A 15,836-nucleotide genomic window follows, 5' to 3' on the forward strand; every position below is an offset into this window, starting at 1 on the left:
GCGATGCGCACAGTCCACGATTCTTCCACCAAAGCCCCGCGGGGGCAATGCTGCGCCCCGCCGCTGCGGTGCGAATCCCACCACAGGCCGCCGCCTGCCGCGCGCAGGGGGGCCGACGGGGTCACTCCCCCAGCAGGTCCGGCCGCCGCTCCCGGGTCCGCTGCACGGCCTGCTCGCGCCGCCACTGGGCGATGCGACCGTGATGCCCGCTCATCAGCACCTCCGGCACGTCGCGCACCTGCCCGTCCGGCGACGTCCACGATGCCGGCTTCGTGTAGATCGGGTACTCCAGCAGACCGACCGAATGGGACTCCTCCACGATCGACTCCGGGTTGCCGAGCACGCCGGGCACGAGCCGAACGATCGCTTCGGTCATCGCCAGCACCGCGACCTCGCCGCCGTTGAGGACGTAGTCGCCGAGGGAGTGCAGGCGCGTCTCGATGCCGGTGTCCCGCAGGTATTCGTAGACGCGCTCGTCAATGCCTTCATAGCGACCGCAGGCGAAGATCAGCCACTGCTCACCGCTCAGGGACTGCGCCGCGGCCTGCCGGAACGGCTCACCGGCGGGGTTCGGGAAGATCACGATCGGCTGCGCCTGATCGTCCCCCAGTGCCCGTCGGCCCGCCTCGATGACGTGGGCGAACGCCTCCGCCCACGGCTCCGGCTTCATCACCATGCCGGCGCCGCCGCCGACGGGAGTGTCGTCCACGGTGCGGTGGCGGTCGTGGGTGAAGTCCCGCAGGTTGTGCAGCTGCAGGTCGAGGGCGCCGTCACGGCGTGCCTTCCCGATGAGGGACAGGTCCAGCGGATGCAGGTACTCGGGGAAGATGGTGATGACGTCGATGCGCATGTCAGTCGCGCTCCGAGTCCGCGTTCTCCGGGTCGAACAGACCACCGGGCGGGTCGGCGACGATCCGCCCCTGCTCGAGGTCCACTTCCGGCACGAGCTCCTCCACGAACGGCAGCATGACGCGCTGACCGCTGACGGCGCGGACGATGAGGACGTCCTGCGCGGGGTAGTGCTCGAGGTCGAGGACGGTGCCGAGTTCGGTGCCGTCGGCCGTCACCACCGGCAGGCCCTTCAGCTCCGACGGGTACCAGGCGTCAGGATCCTGCTCGAACTCCTCGTCCCGGTCCAGCCGCACCGTGAGGTCGGCGCCGCGGACCTGTTCGGCGGCGGTGCGGTCGCGCAGTTCAGCGAACTTCGCGTACCAGCGGCCCTGCTGGATGCGGGTGGAGGTGACGGTGAGGGTGCGCGGCAGAGCTGTCGTGTCCGCTCCGATGACGCCGGCGGGGTTGACATCGAGCACGGCCCCGTCGGCGAGGCGGACCTCGGGGATGTCGGTGCGCAGCATGACGGCCACCTCCCCCTTGAGTCCGTGCGCCCGGCCGATGGTGCCGACGGCGACGGTGATGGTGTTCTCGCTGGGCATGGGAGTTCCTGTCTGTCAGCCGGCGAGGTCGCCGGACTCGCTGTCTGTGACGTCGCTGGCGCCGGAGAATCCGGCGGACGAGCAGGCGGAGCCGAACTGGTCCATCGCGTCCCGCAGCCCCGGGGAGTCCATGTCGCCGTCCAGAGCGGCGGTGAACGGCTTCTGGATCTCGCCGATGGCGGCGGCGACGCCCTCATCGTCCACCGCGCGCTTCTGCTGCTCGAGGTAGTCGTTGACCCGCTTCACGGTGTCCATGTCGTCAGCGCTGACGGTGCGCGGGGACAGCCCCACCACGCGGAACATCTCGGACGGCAGCACGTTCGCGGTGCTGAACACACCGAGGGTCTGCGGTTTCGTGCTCAGTTCGGAGCACACGAGCTTCGCGGACTTCTGGCCGCCCTTCGACGGGTCGGCGTCGAACGCGGCGGCCTGCGAATAGCCGGAGCAGGCGGCGGCGACACCGCGGTAAGCGTCGGCGAACGCCCCCATGTCCGCCTTCGAGCCCTTCGGGGCTTCGTCCTGGAACCAGGCCATCAGCGGTTCCACGTCGGTGCGGACGGAGTCGTCGGCGTCCTGGAACACGGTGCGCAGGGTGTCGGCGCCGGAGGCGAAGAACTGGGTGTCGCCATCGGTGGATTCGGCGACGCTGCCGGCGAGCCCGAGGATCTCGTACGCCTTCGGGGACAGGTAGTCGGGGTCGCCGAAGAAGTCGAGGCAGGCCGCCTTCGTGGCGGGGTTCTCAGCGGCGGTGCTGGACGCCGACGGGCTCTGCTGCTCGGCCGGCTTCTGCGCCTGCCCGCCGGGGCCGGTGCAGGCGGCGATGAGCAGCAGGGAACTGAGGGCCGCTGCGGTGGTGGCGGTGGTGCGGCGGAGCGTACGGGTGATGGTCACTGGTCTGCCTTCAGGTGGTGGGGATGAGCGAAGGCGGCAGCGCCCCGGAGGGTGCTGCCGCCTTGGTGCATGAGGGGCACGGTCGCTGCGGCTGGGTCACCGCTTGTCGGTGTCGACGATGTCGACACGGACGTCGTCATCGGACAGCGCCTGGGTGACCGTGCGCAGAGCGCGAGCGGTGCGACCCGAGCGGCCGATCACGCGGCCGAGGTCCTCGGGGTTGACCCGGACCTCCAGCAGCGGGCCGCGGCGCGTGTTCTTCTCCCTGACGCGGACGTCATCGGGGTTGTCCACGATGCCGCTGACCAGGTGCGACAGTGCCTCAGCGCGAGCGGTCATGCTCAGGCCTCGTCCGACGCCTCAGCGGAGGCGTCCTCAGCCGGAGCGTCCTCGGAGCCCTCAGCGGCCTCGGCTTCGGCGGCGGCCTTCTCAGCCTCTGCCTTCTCCTTGGCCTTCTTCGCCTCGTCGCGCTTCTCAGCTGCCTGCTTGTCAGCGGCGGCGATGCGCTCCTCAGCGGACTCCTTCTCGGCCTTGGTCTTCAGGGTGCCCTCGGCGCCCTCCTCGCCCTTGAACTTGGCCCAGTCGCCGGTCGCGCGCAGGATGGCTGCGACCTGGTCGGAGGTCTGGGCGCCGACGCCCAGCCAGTACTGTGCACGCTCGGAGTCGACCTCGATCAGCGAGGGCTCCTCGGTGGGACGGTAGACACCGATCTCCTCGATGACGGCGCCGTCGCGCTTCTTGCGCGAATCGACGACGACGACGCGGTAGTGGGGTGCATGGACCTTGCCCATGCGCTTCAGACGAATCTTGACGGCCACGCGGCTGTCTCTCCTTCTTGACGGTGGGTGAATTCGGCGCACCCTGTGGGGTCATGCGGGGCGCACGTCCTTCGGCTGGACGCATCGGCGGCAGGTAGAGGGCTGCCGGCGACACATACAGCAGATGATTATGCCAGGATTCACCGCACCCGGCCAGGGCGATCCCATGTGCCGGTCCGCACAGTCGCACCCTGCCCACCGGCCCCACCATCGACCCCATGCTCCTCTCCGGACTGCTGTCCCTGCGGCGCGGCAGCGCACGGGGACGGCCGGTGGAGCTTCGGTCTCGGCGCGATTGCTGCGAGCATCCTGTGGTTCACGGCGCTCGGCTACGGGGCGCGCCTGCTCGACGTCCTCGTGGGCGTGACGATGCTGGTCATCGCGCTCACACTGATCCTGCGCTGATGCGGATCCTGCGCTGACGGCCTCAGCCGCCGACGACCTCCCCGCGCAGCATGATCGCGTCCAGATCGCGCAGCGCTCGGTGGTCGCGGCGCGGATCCTCCGCGGTCACGATGAGGTTCGCCGGCGCGCCCTCCACCAGCCCGGGCTTGCGGAGGAACTCGTGCGGCGCGAACACAGCCGCATCCAGGATCTGCTCGGCGCTGAGGCCGCACTTGGCGATCTCGTCGAGCTCGTCGTGGATGATGCCGTGGCCGAGCACGCCGCCGCTGTCCGTGCCGGTCAGCAGCTGCACGCCCGCGTCGACGGCGTCGCACGTCCGCTCGAAGCGCTCCCCCCGCAGGCGGCGCATGTGCGCGGCGTACTGCGGGAACTTCCGCTCCCCCTGGTCGGCGTAGTCGGTGAACCGGTCCACGTTCACCAGGGTCGTCACCACGGGGATACCGGCCTCGGCGACCGCGGGGATCGTCTCGTCGGTGAGGCCGGTGGCGTGCTCCAGGCAGTCGAAGCCGGCCTGCAGCATCAGCGGGATGGTCTCCTCATCGAACGTGTGCGCGGTGATGCGGGCACCGGCGGCGTGGGCGGCATCCGCGGCGGCGCGGAAGTCATCCGCGGACCAGCAGGGGGCGAGGTCGCCCTTGTCGCGGTCGATCCAGTCGCCGACGATCTTCACCCAGCCGTCGGAGCGCTCCGCCTGCGTCGTCACCGCGGCCGGCAGGTCCTGGGGGTCGACCTCGTCGGCATAGCCGATGAGGTAGCGGCGGGTGCGGGCCACGTGGCGGCCGCAGCGCACCAGATCGGGCATCAGGTGCCCTGCCTCGCCGGGCGCGGTGGCCTGCAGCGGGGAGTTGTCGATGATGGATCCGGCGTCGCGGATCAGGAGGACACCGGTGTCGCGGTTGCGGCGCATCTGCTCGCGCGCCGTCTCCAGGGTGGTGCCCTCACCGCTGTCGTTGATGCCGATGTGGCAGTGCAGGTCCGCCAGGCCCGGCAGCGCGTATCCGGCCAGGCGCCGGGTGGGGGCGGAACCCGTCGGCCGCTCGAACGTGATCCGGCCGCCCACCACCCACGCCTGGGGGGCCTCCTCACCGGCGGCGGTGAGGATGGGCCCGCTCAGATGGAGCACCTCCGCGGCTGTCACTTGCCGAACATCTTCCGCATCTCAGGGGGCAGGGAGTTCAGCTGCTTCGGATCGAGGCTGGACAGGTCCGGCATCTCGCCGCCGCCCTGACCGCCGAGGCCGAAGGCGGACCCGGCGGGCTGGTTCGCCTGCTTCTGCGCCCACGCCTTCTCCTGGGCGGCGCGCTTCGCCGGGTTGCCGGACTTCGACTTCCGCTTCTTCTGCTGCGGTTGCTGGCGGCCCTTGGACTTCTTGCCGAAGCCCATCCCGGGTCCGCCCGGCATGCCGCCGCCGGCCATCCCCTGGCCCATGGAGCCCATCATCTTCTGCGCCTGCTTGAAGCGCTCCAGCAGCTGGTTCACTTCGGTGACGGTCACACCGGAGCCGGCGGCGATGCGGGCCCGACGGGACCCGTTGATCTGCTTGGGGTTCGCGCGTTCGAACGGGGTCATCGACTGGATGATCGCTTCGATGCGGTTCAGCTGGGAGTCGTCGAACTGGTCGATCTGCTCCTTGTACTGGCGCATGTTCGGCAGCATGCCGAGCATCTTCTTCATCGACCCCATCTTCTTCATCTGCGCCATCAGGCCCAGATAGTCGTTGAAGTCGAAGTCCTCACCCTTGGTGAGCTTGGACGCCATCTGCTCGGTCTGCTTCTGATCGAACGACCTCTCCGCCTGCTCGATGAGGGAGAGCATGTCGCCCATGTCGAGGATGCGGTTGGCCATGCGGTCCGGGTGGAACCGTTCGAAGTCGCCGAGGGCCTCACCGGTGGAGGCGAACAGGATCGGGCGCTCGGTGACGCCGGTGATGGAGAGGGCGGCACCGCCGCGAGCGTCGCCGTCGAGCTTGGAGAGGACCACGCCGGTGAAGCCGACGCCGTCGCGGAACGATTCGGCGACGCGGGCGGCGTCCTGACCGATCATCGCGTCGACCACGAACAGGGTGTCGTCGGGGTTGACGGCGTCGCGGATGTCGCGGGCCTGCTGCATCATCTCCTCGTCCACACCGAGGCGACCCGCGGTGTCGACGATGACGATGTCGTGGTGCTTGTCGCGGGCGATGGCGACACCGTTGCGCGCCACCTGCACCGGGTCGCCCACACCGTTGCCGGGCTGCGGGGCGTACACGGCGACGCCGGCACGGCGACCCACGATCTGCAGCTGGTTGACGGCGTTGGGGCGCTGCAGGTCGGATGCGATCAGCATCGGCGTGTGGCCCTGCTCCTTGAACCACTTCGCGAGCTTGCCGGCGAGGGTGGTCTTACCGGCGCCCTGGAGGCCGGCGAGCATGATGACGGTGGGCGGGTTCTTCGCCAGGCGCAGCTCACCGGTGGCGCCGCCGAGGACTTCGATGAGCTCCTCGTGGACGATCTTGACGACCTGCTGGGCGGGGTTGAGAGCCTTGGAGACCTCTTCACCGAGGGCGCGCTCACGGATCTGGGCGGCGAAGGAGCGGACCACGGGGACGGCGACGTCGGCGTCCAGGAGTGCGCGGCGGATCTCGCGGACTGTCTTGTCGACGTCCGCTTCGGTGAGGCGGCCGTGGCCTCGCAGACCCTTGAGGGATTGAGTGATCCGGTCGGACAGGTTGTTGAACACGAAGAATGGACCTCAGCGGTTGATCGGGGCGGCAGGCGGTGTGACGGCTCGCGCCAATGGTGGCGCACCCGCATGCCGGGCCCGACCATCCTACCGGTGGCGGATGGGGCCCCGCACGCGGGTGCGGCGGGTGAGGTGAGGAGTCCGTCGGCCGCTCAGGCCTCAAGCAGGGCGTCGACGAAGCCGTACGGGTCGAACGGGGTGAGGTCGTCCATGCCTTCGCCGAGGCCGACGAGCTTCACCGGCACGCCGAGTTCGCGCTGCACGTTGACGACGATGCCGCCCTTCGCGGTGCCGTCGAGCTTGGTGAGGGCGATGCCGGTGATGTCGACCGCTTCGGCGAACACGCGCGCCTGCTGCATGCCGTTCTGACCGGTGGTGGCGTCGATGACCAGGATGATCTCCTGGATCTTCGCCCCCTTGAGCGCCTTCGATGCGACGCGGCTGATCTTGCCGAGCTCGTCCATCAGGCCCTTCTTGTTCTGCAGGCGGCCCGCGGTGTCGATGACGACCACGTCCACATCCTGCTTGATGCCCTCGGTGACCGCATCGAACGCGACCGATGCGGGGTCGGCGCCCTCGCGGTCGCTGCGGACGGTGTCCACGCCGACCCGTTCACCCCAGGTGGTGAGCTGTTCAGCAGCCGCGGCGCGGAACGTGTCGGCGGCGCCGAACACGACGGTGCGCCCCTCCGCGATGAGGACGCGGCCGAACTTGCCGGTGGTGGTGGTCTTGCCGGTGCCGTTCACGCCGACCATCACGATGACCGACGGGACCCGTTCACCGCTGGGCGCTTCGATGGCGCTGGCGGCGATGCGGCGGTCCAGGGTTGGGTCCACGACCTTGACGAGCTCGTCGCGGAGGATGTCGTGCACCTCCGCGGGGTCGCGGGAGCCGAGCACCTGCACGCGGGCGCGCAGGCCGTCCATCAGCTCATCGGTGGCGGCGGGCCCAAGGTCGGCGAGCAGGAGGGTCTCTTCGATCTCCTCCCAGGTGGCGTCGTCGATCTCGTCGCGGGTGAGGAGGTTGAGCAGGCCGCGGCCCATGGCGCCGGAGCGCTGCAGGCGGGCGCGCAGGCGCACCATGCGGTCAGCGGTCGGTTCCGGCTGCTCGAGCTCGACCGGTGCTTCGTCCACCACCGTCTCATCGGCCGCTTCGGCTGGCGCGGCTGCCGACTCGGTCTCGGCCTCGGGGGCGGCGGCCGCGGCGGTGGAGCCGCCGGCCGACGGAGCCTCTGCTTCACGCGCTTCCGGAGCTTCAGCGGTCTCGGGGCCTGCGTCGGCCGCCTCCTCCGACTTCTTCGGTGCGGCGGGGGCAGTCAGCGTGTCACCCCAGGTGGGTGCGGCGGGGCGCGGGCGCGCCGGCGGGCGGACGGTCTCCGCGCCGCGGCCTTCGGGGCGGCGCCCGTCGGTCTTGGTGGTGGGTTTGGTGCGCGAGCGCATGCCCGCCCAGATGCCGCCGCCGATGACGGCGAGTCCGCCGCCGCCGGCGAGAACGGCCATCAGAATGTCATTGGGATCCACAGGCACCTCCGTAGTGTTGCGCAGCCGGGCGCGGTGGGGCGCCGGTGCGGGATGCGGGCGGGCATGCGCCCGAGGGGTCAGTCAGCGCGCCGGAGCACCGGATGCGCGCGGGCGCACCGGTTCAGCGCTGAGACCAGTCTATGCGGGTGGTCAGGCGGCGATGGAGTCGCGGCGCGGGCGACGCGGCGAACGGTGGATGCCCGTTGCGCGGCGCAGCACGGTCGCCTCCTCATCGGGGACGATCCGACGGGGCGCGGGGCCCGTCGGCGCACTGCGATGGCGCACGCCCGGTGCGGCCGGCTCGGCCGGCGCGGGCGTGTGGGCCGGCACGCGCACGGCGGTCGGGGAATCGGTGACGCGGGAACGGCGCGATTCAGCGAGCGCAAGGGCTGCGACGACGATGAGCAGGACTGCTGACACGGCCACAGCGAAGAGGAGGAAGATCACGACGGAAGCCATGCCCATAGTGTGCACCAGCAGCCGCCCTCCCGGTAGGGGAATTCGTCACCAAGGATGAACCGGGAATGTGAAACGCGCGACCCCACAAGTGGGGCCGCGCGCATCGAACGGGTTCGGGGCAGAGGATCAGAGGTTCGGGAACCAGATCCCGATCTCGCGGTCAGCGGATTCGACGGAGTCTGAGCCGTGCACCAGGTTCTGGATCACCGGGGCATCCCATTCGCGACCGAGGTCGCCGCGGATCGTGCCCGGCGCGGCCTCAGTGGGGTTCGTTCCGCCGGCGAGGGAGCGGAAGCCCTTGATGACGTTCTCGCCCTCAGCAACCAGGGCGACGATCGGTCCGCCGGCCATGTAGGTCACGAGCGGGTCGTAGAAGGGCTTGCCCTCGTGCTCGGCGTAGTGGGCGGCCAGCTCTTCCTTGGTGGCGGTGCGCTGCGACAGGGCGACGATGTCGTATCCCTTCGCCTCGATGCGGCGGATGATCTCACCGCGCAGGCTGCGCTGGACGGCGTCGGGCTTCAGCAGGACGAGTGTGCGTTCAGTGCTCATGGGCCCACACTATCCGGTGGAGCCAGCGGGGCACTCCCCCGGGCCGGTCGGACCGGGTGTGGACGACCACTTCCCCACACCCGACAACACCCTTTAATACCCTGCGAACTGGGCATTCGCCGACCCCGACTTTCAATGTCGCACCGCTCCCCCAGCCTGACTGCACCCATCGGAACAGGACACCGTCGGCCGGAAGGAGGAGAGATCATGGCGCTGGACATCGAGCCGCTGCGGACGCTGCCGAAGAGCGGTGACAGCACACTGGACAGCATCCACCAGGCCGCGGTGAACCTGGCAGCGCAGGCGTCCGCCCTGCACGCCGACCTGCTCGGCGCTCCTCTCGCCGCCGGTCAGGACTACGCCAGCGCCACCACTGCCGTCGCCGCTGCCCGTGACCAGATCACCCTGCTCCTCGGCACGCTCGCCGCGCAGGCCACCCGCTCAGCGGTCCAAGAAGTCGCCACCTGGACCCGCCAGTCCCACCACCGCGCCCGCCGGTTCATCACCGGGCACGCCCTGATGAACGCTGCCGCGGGGACCCGAGCGTGGCGGGACCATATGCGGCGCCGCATGGCGGAGCTGGACCCGCAGACCGTGTACGACCGGGCTCAGCGCGCCCACCAGAACCGCCGCGTCACTCTCCGCGACGCCGACGACCAGGCGGGCCCTCGCCGCCATGATCGCTGCGCCTATGCGGGGCGCCGACCCGCGAATGCGCTCACCCGCGCCCGTCGATGCCGAGGACCCGCGCGTCCACCGCGTCCTTCTCCCGGTCCATCGTGTGGCCCTTCACCACACTCACCAGGTACAGGATCGCGAACGCGGCACCCACCACCCACATGGCGGGAACCACCAGACCCATGAGGAGAACCGGGAGCTGCAGCACCAGGCCCAGCCAGTACCCGGCAGCCGTCGGCCGCCTCATCATGCCCACCGCGACCAGCAGCAGGACCACCAGGGCCAGACCGACCGTCCACGTCACCGTTCGGTGCTCCGGCGCCAGACCATGCGCCACCAGGACGGAGAAGAAGATGACCGCGGCCTCGCAGATCAGCGTGGTCGCCGCCAGCATGCGCTGCGCTGGACCCTTGCGGCGGGACGGGGTGAAATCGAACATTCCGGCCATGATCACACCTCACCATCCCGGCCGAGGAGCTGACGCACTTCAGCGGACAGCGTCACCGACCCCGCGGCCACGATACCGCCGAACGAATCACCGCCGGCCTCCGCGATATCGACCGCGCGCTGGATCGCATCCGGCAGGTGCGCCGCTTCGATCACGCGGTCCTCATCACCGAAGACGTCCTCCGCGATCATCGACAGGCGGTCCGCCGGGATCGCCCGCGGCGACGACGTCTGCGTGATCACCACCGTGTCCATCAGCGGTTCGAAGATCGACAGGATCTCGTGCACGTCCTTCTCCTGCAGCACCGCCACGATCCCCGTGACCGAGGTGAAGCGGAAGTTCTCCCGCACCGTCTCCACCAGTGCTTCGGCACCCGCAGGGTTGTGCGCCGCGTCGACCACGATCGTCGGCGACTGGCGCACCACCTCGGCGCGGCCCGGCGAGGTCACCGACCCCGCCGCTTCGCGCAGCAGCTCCAGGTTCAGCGGCTCATCGCCGCCTCCGAGGAATGCCTCCGCCGCCGCGATCGCCAGCAGCGCGTTCGAGGCCATGTGCTCCCCCAGCAGCGGCAGGAACACCTCGTCGTACCGGCCCGCGATGCCCTGCACGGACAGCATCTGCCCGCCCACTCCCGGCACCCGGTCCAGCACCGCGATCTGTTCGCCCTCAACGGCCGCCGTGATGCCGCGCTCCTCCGCGACCTCCTGCAGCACGTCCATGGCCGACGGGTGCTTCTGTGCGCCCAGCACAGCGATCGCACCCGGCTTCAGGATCCCGGCCTTCTCCCCCGCGATCTCCTCAATCGTGTCGCCCAGGTACTCCTGGTGGTCGAGGGAGATGGAGGTGATGACGGTGACGTCGCTGTCGATGATGTTGGTGGCGTCCCAGGTGCCGCCGAGCCCGGTCTCGATGACGGCGGCATCCACCGGGGCGGTGGCGAACGCCTGGAACTGCATCGCGGTGAGGACCTCGAACATGGTCATGCGGGGGCCGCCGGCGGCGAGGGACTCCTCATCGACGCGCTCCACGAACGGCATGACGTCCTCGAACGCCTGCACGAAGTCCGCTTCGCTGATGGGGTCGCCGTCGATCGCGATGCGCTCCGCCGGAGAATGCAGATGGGGGCTGGTGATGCGGCCGACCCGCAGCCCCGCGCCCATGAGGATCGCTTCGGCGACCCGGGCGGTCGTGGTCTTGCCGTTCGTGCCGGCGATGTGGATGCTGCGGTAGGAGTTCTGCGGGTCGCCCATCAGCTCCATCACCCGACGGATGCGCTCCAGGCCAGGCTCGATCTCGTTCTCAGGGGCGCGCGCCACCAGTGCGGCGTAGGCGCGTGCGAGGTCCTCTGAGTGCTCCACGCTCTCTCCTCCACGAATCAGACAGGGACCGGGTGCTCCCGCGGCCCCGAGCCAGTCTACGGGCGCGATGTCCACATTCCCGCCCCCACCCGGTTGTCCACAGGCCGACGGGTGCCGTGCGTCTCCCCGCGCTGCTCTCCCTAGCCTGGACCGCATCATCCGCTCCGCCCGGGAACGAGGACACTCCATGACTGCACCCGCCGCCGACCCCGCTGTCACCGACCCCACCGCTGCTGACGCGATCGGGATGGACCCCGCCGCTGTCGAGGCCGCTGCGACAGCCCTCGAGGAGGCCGCCGCCACGATCCTCACCGGGCAGAAGGACATGGCGCACATCGCCACGTCCATGTCCTGGGACGGGCCCGATGCCGATGAGCACCGGCGATGGGTGCGTCAGGTGTTCGACCGCGACTGCCAGGAGGTCGCTTCGGAGATCAGCCGCATCGCCCGGGAACTGCACGACCAGGTCCGCCACCAGATCGACGCCTCCACCGCCCGCGGCATCACCCTCGACCCCGGGGGCTTCGGCTCCGCTCTGCACAGCGGCTTCCAGCAGGGCGCGCCGCACATCCCCCGCGGCGTGCCGCTCGGCTACGGCCCCGCCCGCACATTCGGGGCGCCGACGGGTTCCACCAACGGATACCTCGACGACGATGACCCCGCGCCCGACTGGCTCGAAGGCCCGGTCGAGAAGGGACTGTCGCTCATCGGGCAGGGCGGCCGCGCGATTGTTGGGGCCTGGCAGGACGAGCGCGAGGCGAAGCTGCGTTCTCAGGGAGTCCACCCGGACATCGTGGAGCAGGCGCGCCGCAATGACGAGATCGCCGTGGAACCCCTGTTGAGGTTCATCGATGGGACCGGTCCCGCGCCTTCAGCGATGGAGACCGCATCCGGGACCGCCCTGCTCCTGGCCAGCCCGTTCCTCGCCCATGGGCAGAACCTCCAGGGCATCGCCAACGCAGCCACCGCAGTCGTCAACGGTCAACCGATTCCCGATTTCGCCAATGCCGAACCGGCGGTCCTCGACGTCGCCACCACCGAGGGAGGCACAGTCCCCGCGAACACTGCTGAACTCGTCCTCGGCATTGAAGACGTCCGTGCACCCACGGTGGAGGCCGGCACCGACCAGGGCAGGATCTCCGTCACGCAACTGCGGGACGAGAACGGCCAGGCCACGGCGATCGTGCACGTCCCGCCCACAGAAGGAACACCGATCGATCAGATCGACGCATGGACCGGGGCGCAGGGAAACAACCGCGACTGGCTCAGCAACGTCCACCTCGCGTCTGCGGACCGCGACGCAGCGGCCGTGAAGGACATCGACGTGGCTCTGAAGGAGGCGGATCTGCCGCCGGGCACTCCTGTGCTCCTGGTCGGCCATTCACAGGGCGGGCTGGCGGCGGCGCGATTCGCCCAGGATCCGCAGTACAACGGCCCGGGGGCCCACCTCGTGACGGATGTCGTCACCGTCGGCTCCCCCGTGGACTCCATTCAGCCCGCGCATACGAACACGCAGCTGACGTCGATCTCGCACGGGGACTCCTACCTCGAGGTCGGCGGCATGCGTGTGCCGCTCCCGACCGATGGCGACATCGTCCCCGCTCTCGACTTCAACGAGCGTTCGCTCAACGAACAACTGGTCGCGATCGACCTCCCCGATCAGGAACCGGCGCCGAACTCCGAGGTCAACTACCTGGATCTGAACCACAACAGCGGGCACACTCACCCGAACGGCGAGATCCGCAGGGACTGGGGCTACACCGGCTCCATTGCGAAGTTCGAGAACAGCAACGACCAGCTGATCGCCCTGAACCGGCGGCTTGAGGGGACGTACACCGGTGAGAACGTGACAGCGGTGCGCACCACCGTCGTCACCACAGGGGTGGAGAGGTGATGCGCACCGCTGACGCCGGGGCGCGGCCCGGCTATTCGACGCGTCCGATCACGCCGAGGAGCGTGATCACGCCTTCGCGAGCGCGATCGCCACGGGACCGGCCGTCACCGATTCGTCGGTGCTGAACAGGGGGTCGCCGCCGAACGCGTCGGCCGCGGACCCGCCGATGCTGACCTCACGCGCGAGGACCTCACCGGCGACCAGCTGCTCGAAGGAGCGGACCGCGGACTCGATCGACTCGGCGGATGCGGAATCGGCGCCGGCGATGTGCAGGCGGATGCGGTCGGAGATGTTCAGACCGGCGGAACGGCGTGCGGACTGCACCGCACGCACCACGTCACGGGCGGTGCCTTCGGCTTCGAGCTCCGGCGTGAGCTGCGTGTCCAGCACGATGAACGCACCGCCGCGCAGCACACCGATCGCGACGCCGTCGGCGGCCGCATCGGACCCGGCCACGAGGTCCAGGGTGTATTCGCCGTCCACGAGGTCGATGCCGCCGGCAGTGACGGTGCCGTCCTCCGCCACGGACCAGTCGCCGCTCTTCGAGCCCTTGATCACCTGCTGCACCTGCTTGCCGAGGCGGGGCCCAGCGGCGCGGGCGTTGACCGTCAGCTTCTGCTCCACGCCGAGGTCCTGCGCCTCCGGCGAATCCAGGTCCAGCAGGCGCACCGACTTCACGTTCAGCTCATCGGCGATGATCGAGGAGAAGTCCTCCAGCGACGCCGACTGCGGGTGCACCACGGTCAGGCCCGCGAGCGGCAGGCGAGCACGCAGATGCTCCTTCTTCCGCAGCGCGTTGCCGGTGCTGGCGACCTCGCGGACCGCGTCCATCTCCTCCACCAGGGCGTCATCGGCGGGGAACACGGATGCGTCGGGCCAGTCGGTGAGGTGCACGGAGCGCTCACCCGTGAGCTGCTGGTAGATCTCCTCGGACACCATCGGCAGCAGCGGAGCCATCACGCGCAGCAGGGTCTCTAGGACCGTGAACAGAGTGTCGATGGCCTGCTCGTCGCCCTCCCAGAAGCGGTCGCGGGAGCGGCGCACGTACCAGTTGGTGAGCATGTCCAGGAACGCCTGGATCTCCGCCGCGGCGCTCGCCACATGCAGACCCATCATCTGCCCGCGCACGGACTCCACGAGCTGCCCCGTGCGGGCCAGCAGGTAGCGGTCCATGACGTCCGTGGAGTCGTACCGCAGGCGCCCTTCGTACCCGGCGGGGCGGCCGTCGGCGTCCTTCGTCCCGGCGGCGTTCGCGTAGAGGGCGTAGAAGTACCAGACGTTCCACAGCGGCAGCACCACCTGGCGGGCGGCGTCGCGGATCGCGGCCTCCCCCACGATCAGGTTGCCGCCGCGGAGGATCGGGCTGGACATGAGGAACCAGCGCATCGCGTCCGCACCGTACTTGTCGTACATCTCGCGCACGTCCGGGTAGTTGCGGCGCGACTTCGACATCTTTTCGCCGTCGTCGCCGAGGACGATGCCGTGGCAGATCACCGAGGTGAATGCGGGACGGTCGAACAGGGCGGTGGACATGACGTGCATGACGTAGAACCAGCCGCGGGTCTGCCCGATGTACTCCACGATGAAGTCCGCCGGGTTGTGCGAATCGAACCAGTCCTGGTTCTCGAACGGGTAGTGCACCTGCGCGAACGGCATGGACGCGGAGTCGAACCAGACGTCGAACACGTCCTCCACGCGCCGCATCGTGGACTTCCCCGTCGGGTCGTCCGGGTTGGAGCGGGTGAGCTCGTCGATGTACGGGCGGTGCAGGTTCACCTCGCCGTTCTCATCGCGCGGCAGCTCACCGAACGCCTCCTCCAGCTCCGCGATGGAGCCGTACACCTCGGTGCGGGGATGGTTCGGGTCGTCGGACTTCCACACGGGGATCGGGGAGCCCCAGTAGCGGTTTCGGGAGATCGCCCAGTCGCGGGCGCCCTCGAGCCACTTGCCGAACTGGCCGTGCTTCACGTTGCCCGGCACCCATTCGATCTGCTCGTTCAGCTCGAGCATGCGCTCGCGCTGGTCGGCGACCTTGATGAACCAGGAGCTGACGGCCTTGTAGATCAGCGGGGTGCGGCAGCGCCAGCAGTGCGGGTAGGAGTGCACGTAGCTCTTCTCCTGGAAGAGCCGCTGATCCTTCTTCAGGATGGTGATGATGGTGCGGTTCGCCTCGAACACCTGCACACCGGCGATCTCGTCGAGCGCGGTGCCGCGGAAGTAGTCGAGGAACTGGGCGGCCTCATCGACCGAGACGATGACGGGGATGCCGTAGGCGGCGTTGACCTTCTGGTCCTCTTCACCGTACGCGGTGGCCTGGTGGACGATGCCGGTGCCGTCACCGGTGGTGACGTAGTCGGCGACCGTGATGATCCAGGCGTTCTCGGTGCCCCACTTCTCCCGGTCGGCGGAGTAGACGTCCCACAGCGGTTCGTAGGTGATGTGCTCCAGCTCGGTGCCGACGAAGCGCCGCTCCTCCACCGCGGCGTCGAGCGCCTCGGCGTCGTCGTAGCCGAGCTCCTTCGTGAACTGAGTGAGGAGGTCGGCGGCGACGATGTAGCGGGCGCCGTCGGACGCAGCGCCTCCGTCGGCCGCCCCGTTCGGGCCCGCCGGCACCACCACGTACTCCACCTCGGGGCCGACCGCGAGGGAGAAGTTCGTCGGC

General features: G+C 69.6%; 14 protein-coding genes. 1 reads left to right on the top strand and 13 read right to left on the bottom strand.

Going from position 1 to position 15,836, the window contains the following annotated elements:
• Window positions 1-121 precede the first annotated feature (121 nt).
• The 12 genes from trmD to MHY20_RS09225 all read right to left on the bottom strand — a co-directional run bounded on the left by trmD (window position 122) and on the right by MHY20_RS09225 (window position 11,280).
• Entirely contained in the window at window positions 122-850 is a 729-nt protein-coding gene (gene trmD, locus MHY20_RS09165) for a tRNA (guanosine(37)-N1)-methyltransferase TrmD (protein ID WP_183373444.1), read from the bottom strand.
• A 1-nt stretch (window position 851) separates the two neighbouring features.
• Entirely contained in the window at window positions 852-1,433 is a 582-nt protein-coding gene (gene rimM / locus MHY20_RS09170) for a ribosome maturation factor RimM (protein WP_239376333.1), read from the bottom strand.
• A gap of 15 nt (window positions 1,434-1,448) precedes the next feature.
• Window positions 1,449-2,324 carry a hypothetical protein gene (locus MHY20_RS09175; RefSeq protein WP_183373442.1) on the bottom strand — a complete coding sequence of 292 codons (876 nt, stop codon included), beginning with the start codon at window positions 2,322-2,324 and terminating at the stop codon, window positions 1,449-1,451.
• A 96-nt stretch (window positions 2,325-2,420) separates the two neighbouring features.
• Window positions 2,421-2,663 (bottom strand): RNA-binding protein, encoded by a 243-nt coding sequence (locus tag MHY20_RS09180; RefSeq protein ID WP_183373441.1) that lies wholly within the window; start codon window positions 2,661-2,663, stop codon window positions 2,421-2,423.
• Window positions 2,664-2,665: 2 nt separating this feature from the next.
• Window positions 2,666-3,142, bottom strand: coding sequence for a 30S ribosomal protein S16 (gene rpsP, locus MHY20_RS09185; RefSeq protein WP_239376335.1), 477 nt, complete (start codon window positions 3,140-3,142; stop codon window positions 2,666-2,668).
• Between the two features lie 427 nt (window positions 3,143-3,569).
• Window positions 3,570-4,685 carry an amidohydrolase family protein gene (locus tag MHY20_RS09195; protein ID WP_239376337.1) on the bottom strand — a complete coding sequence of 372 codons (1,116 nt, stop codon included), beginning with the start codon at window positions 4,683-4,685 and terminating at the stop codon, window positions 3,570-3,572.
• Window positions 4,682-6,265: a signal recognition particle protein gene (ffh, locus tag MHY20_RS09200; protein ID WP_239376338.1), complete on the bottom strand. Its 1,584-nt coding sequence runs from the start codon at window positions 6,263-6,265 to the stop codon at window positions 4,682-4,684. Before ffh ends, MHY20_RS09195 begins: the two co-directional genes overlap by 4 nt.
• A 155-nt stretch (window positions 6,266-6,420) precedes the next feature.
• Window positions 6,421-7,788, bottom strand: a complete 1,368-nt coding sequence (ftsY, locus tag MHY20_RS09205; RefSeq protein WP_239376339.1) for a signal recognition particle-docking protein FtsY — start codon at window positions 7,786-7,788, stop codon at window positions 6,421-6,423.
• A 150-nt stretch (window positions 7,789-7,938) separates the two neighbouring features.
• Complete coding sequence (locus tag MHY20_RS09210) at window positions 7,939-8,247, bottom strand: hypothetical protein (RefSeq protein ID WP_183376672.1); 309 nt, start codon at window positions 8,245-8,247, stop codon at window positions 7,939-7,941.
• Between the two features lie 126 nt (window positions 8,248-8,373).
• Window positions 8,374-8,796: a nucleoside-diphosphate kinase gene (ndk, locus tag MHY20_RS09215; protein WP_183376670.1), complete on the bottom strand. Its 423-nt coding sequence runs from the start codon at window positions 8,794-8,796 to the stop codon at window positions 8,374-8,376.
• A 718-nt stretch (window positions 8,797-9,514) separates the two neighbouring features.
• A complete protein-coding gene (locus MHY20_RS09220; RefSeq protein ID WP_239376340.1) occupies window positions 9,515-9,922 on the bottom strand; it encodes a DUF4233 domain-containing protein in 408 nt (135 codons plus the stop codon).
• A 2-nt stretch (window positions 9,923-9,924) separates the two neighbouring features.
• Window positions 9,925-11,280: a folylpolyglutamate synthase/dihydrofolate synthase family protein gene (locus MHY20_RS09225; protein WP_239376341.1), complete on the bottom strand. Its 1,356-nt coding sequence runs from the start codon at window positions 11,278-11,280 to the stop codon at window positions 9,925-9,927.
• 187 nt (window positions 11,281-11,467) lie between these two features.
• On the opposite strand from MHY20_RS09225, the gene MHY20_RS09230 reads away from it, so the two are divergent.
• A complete protein-coding gene (locus MHY20_RS09230) occupies window positions 11,468-13,174 on the top strand; it encodes an alpha/beta hydrolase family protein (RefSeq protein ID WP_239376342.1) in 1,707 nt (568 codons plus the stop codon).
• A gap of 66 nt (window positions 13,175-13,240) precedes the next feature.
• On the opposite strand, the gene MHY20_RS09235 is transcribed toward MHY20_RS09230, so the two are convergent.
• Window positions 13,241-15,836: class I tRNA ligase family protein (locus MHY20_RS09235; RefSeq protein ID WP_239376343.1), on the bottom strand; the 2,596-nt coding region annotated here is incomplete at its 5' end.

The organism is Helcobacillus sp. ACRRO (genome assembly GCF_022347125.1).
Classification (GTDB): domain Bacteria; phylum Actinomycetota; class Actinomycetes; order Actinomycetales; family Dermabacteraceae; genus Helcobacillus; species Helcobacillus massiliensis.

Excerpts from the sequence above, each read along its gene's own strand:
- trmD (WP_183373444.1), bottom strand. The coding sequence starts at position 850 with ATGCGCATCGACGTCATCACCATCTTCCCCGAGTACCTGCATCCGCTG.
- rimM (WP_239376333.1), bottom strand. The coding sequence starts at position 1,433 with ATGCCCAGCGAGAACACCATCACCGTCGCCGTCGGCACCATCGGCCGG.
- MHY20_RS09180 (WP_183373441.1), bottom strand. The coding sequence starts at position 2,663 with ATGACCGCTCGCGCTGAGGCACTGTCGCACCTGGTCAGCGGCATCGTG.
- MHY20_RS09210 (WP_183376672.1), bottom strand. The coding sequence starts at position 8,247 with ATGGCTTCCGTCGTGATCTTCCTCCTCTTCGCTGTGGCCGTGTCAGCA.
- ndk (WP_183376670.1), bottom strand. The coding sequence starts at position 8,796 with ATGAGCACTGAACGCACACTCGTCCTGCTGAAGCCCGACGCCGTCCAG.
- MHY20_RS09220 (WP_239376340.1), bottom strand. The coding sequence starts at position 9,922 with ATGGCCGGAATGTTCGATTTCACCCCGTCCCGCCGCAAGGGTCCAGCG.
- MHY20_RS09230 (WP_239376342.1), top strand. The coding sequence starts at position 11,468 with ATGACTGCACCCGCCGCCGACCCCGCTGTCACCGACCCCACCGCTGCT.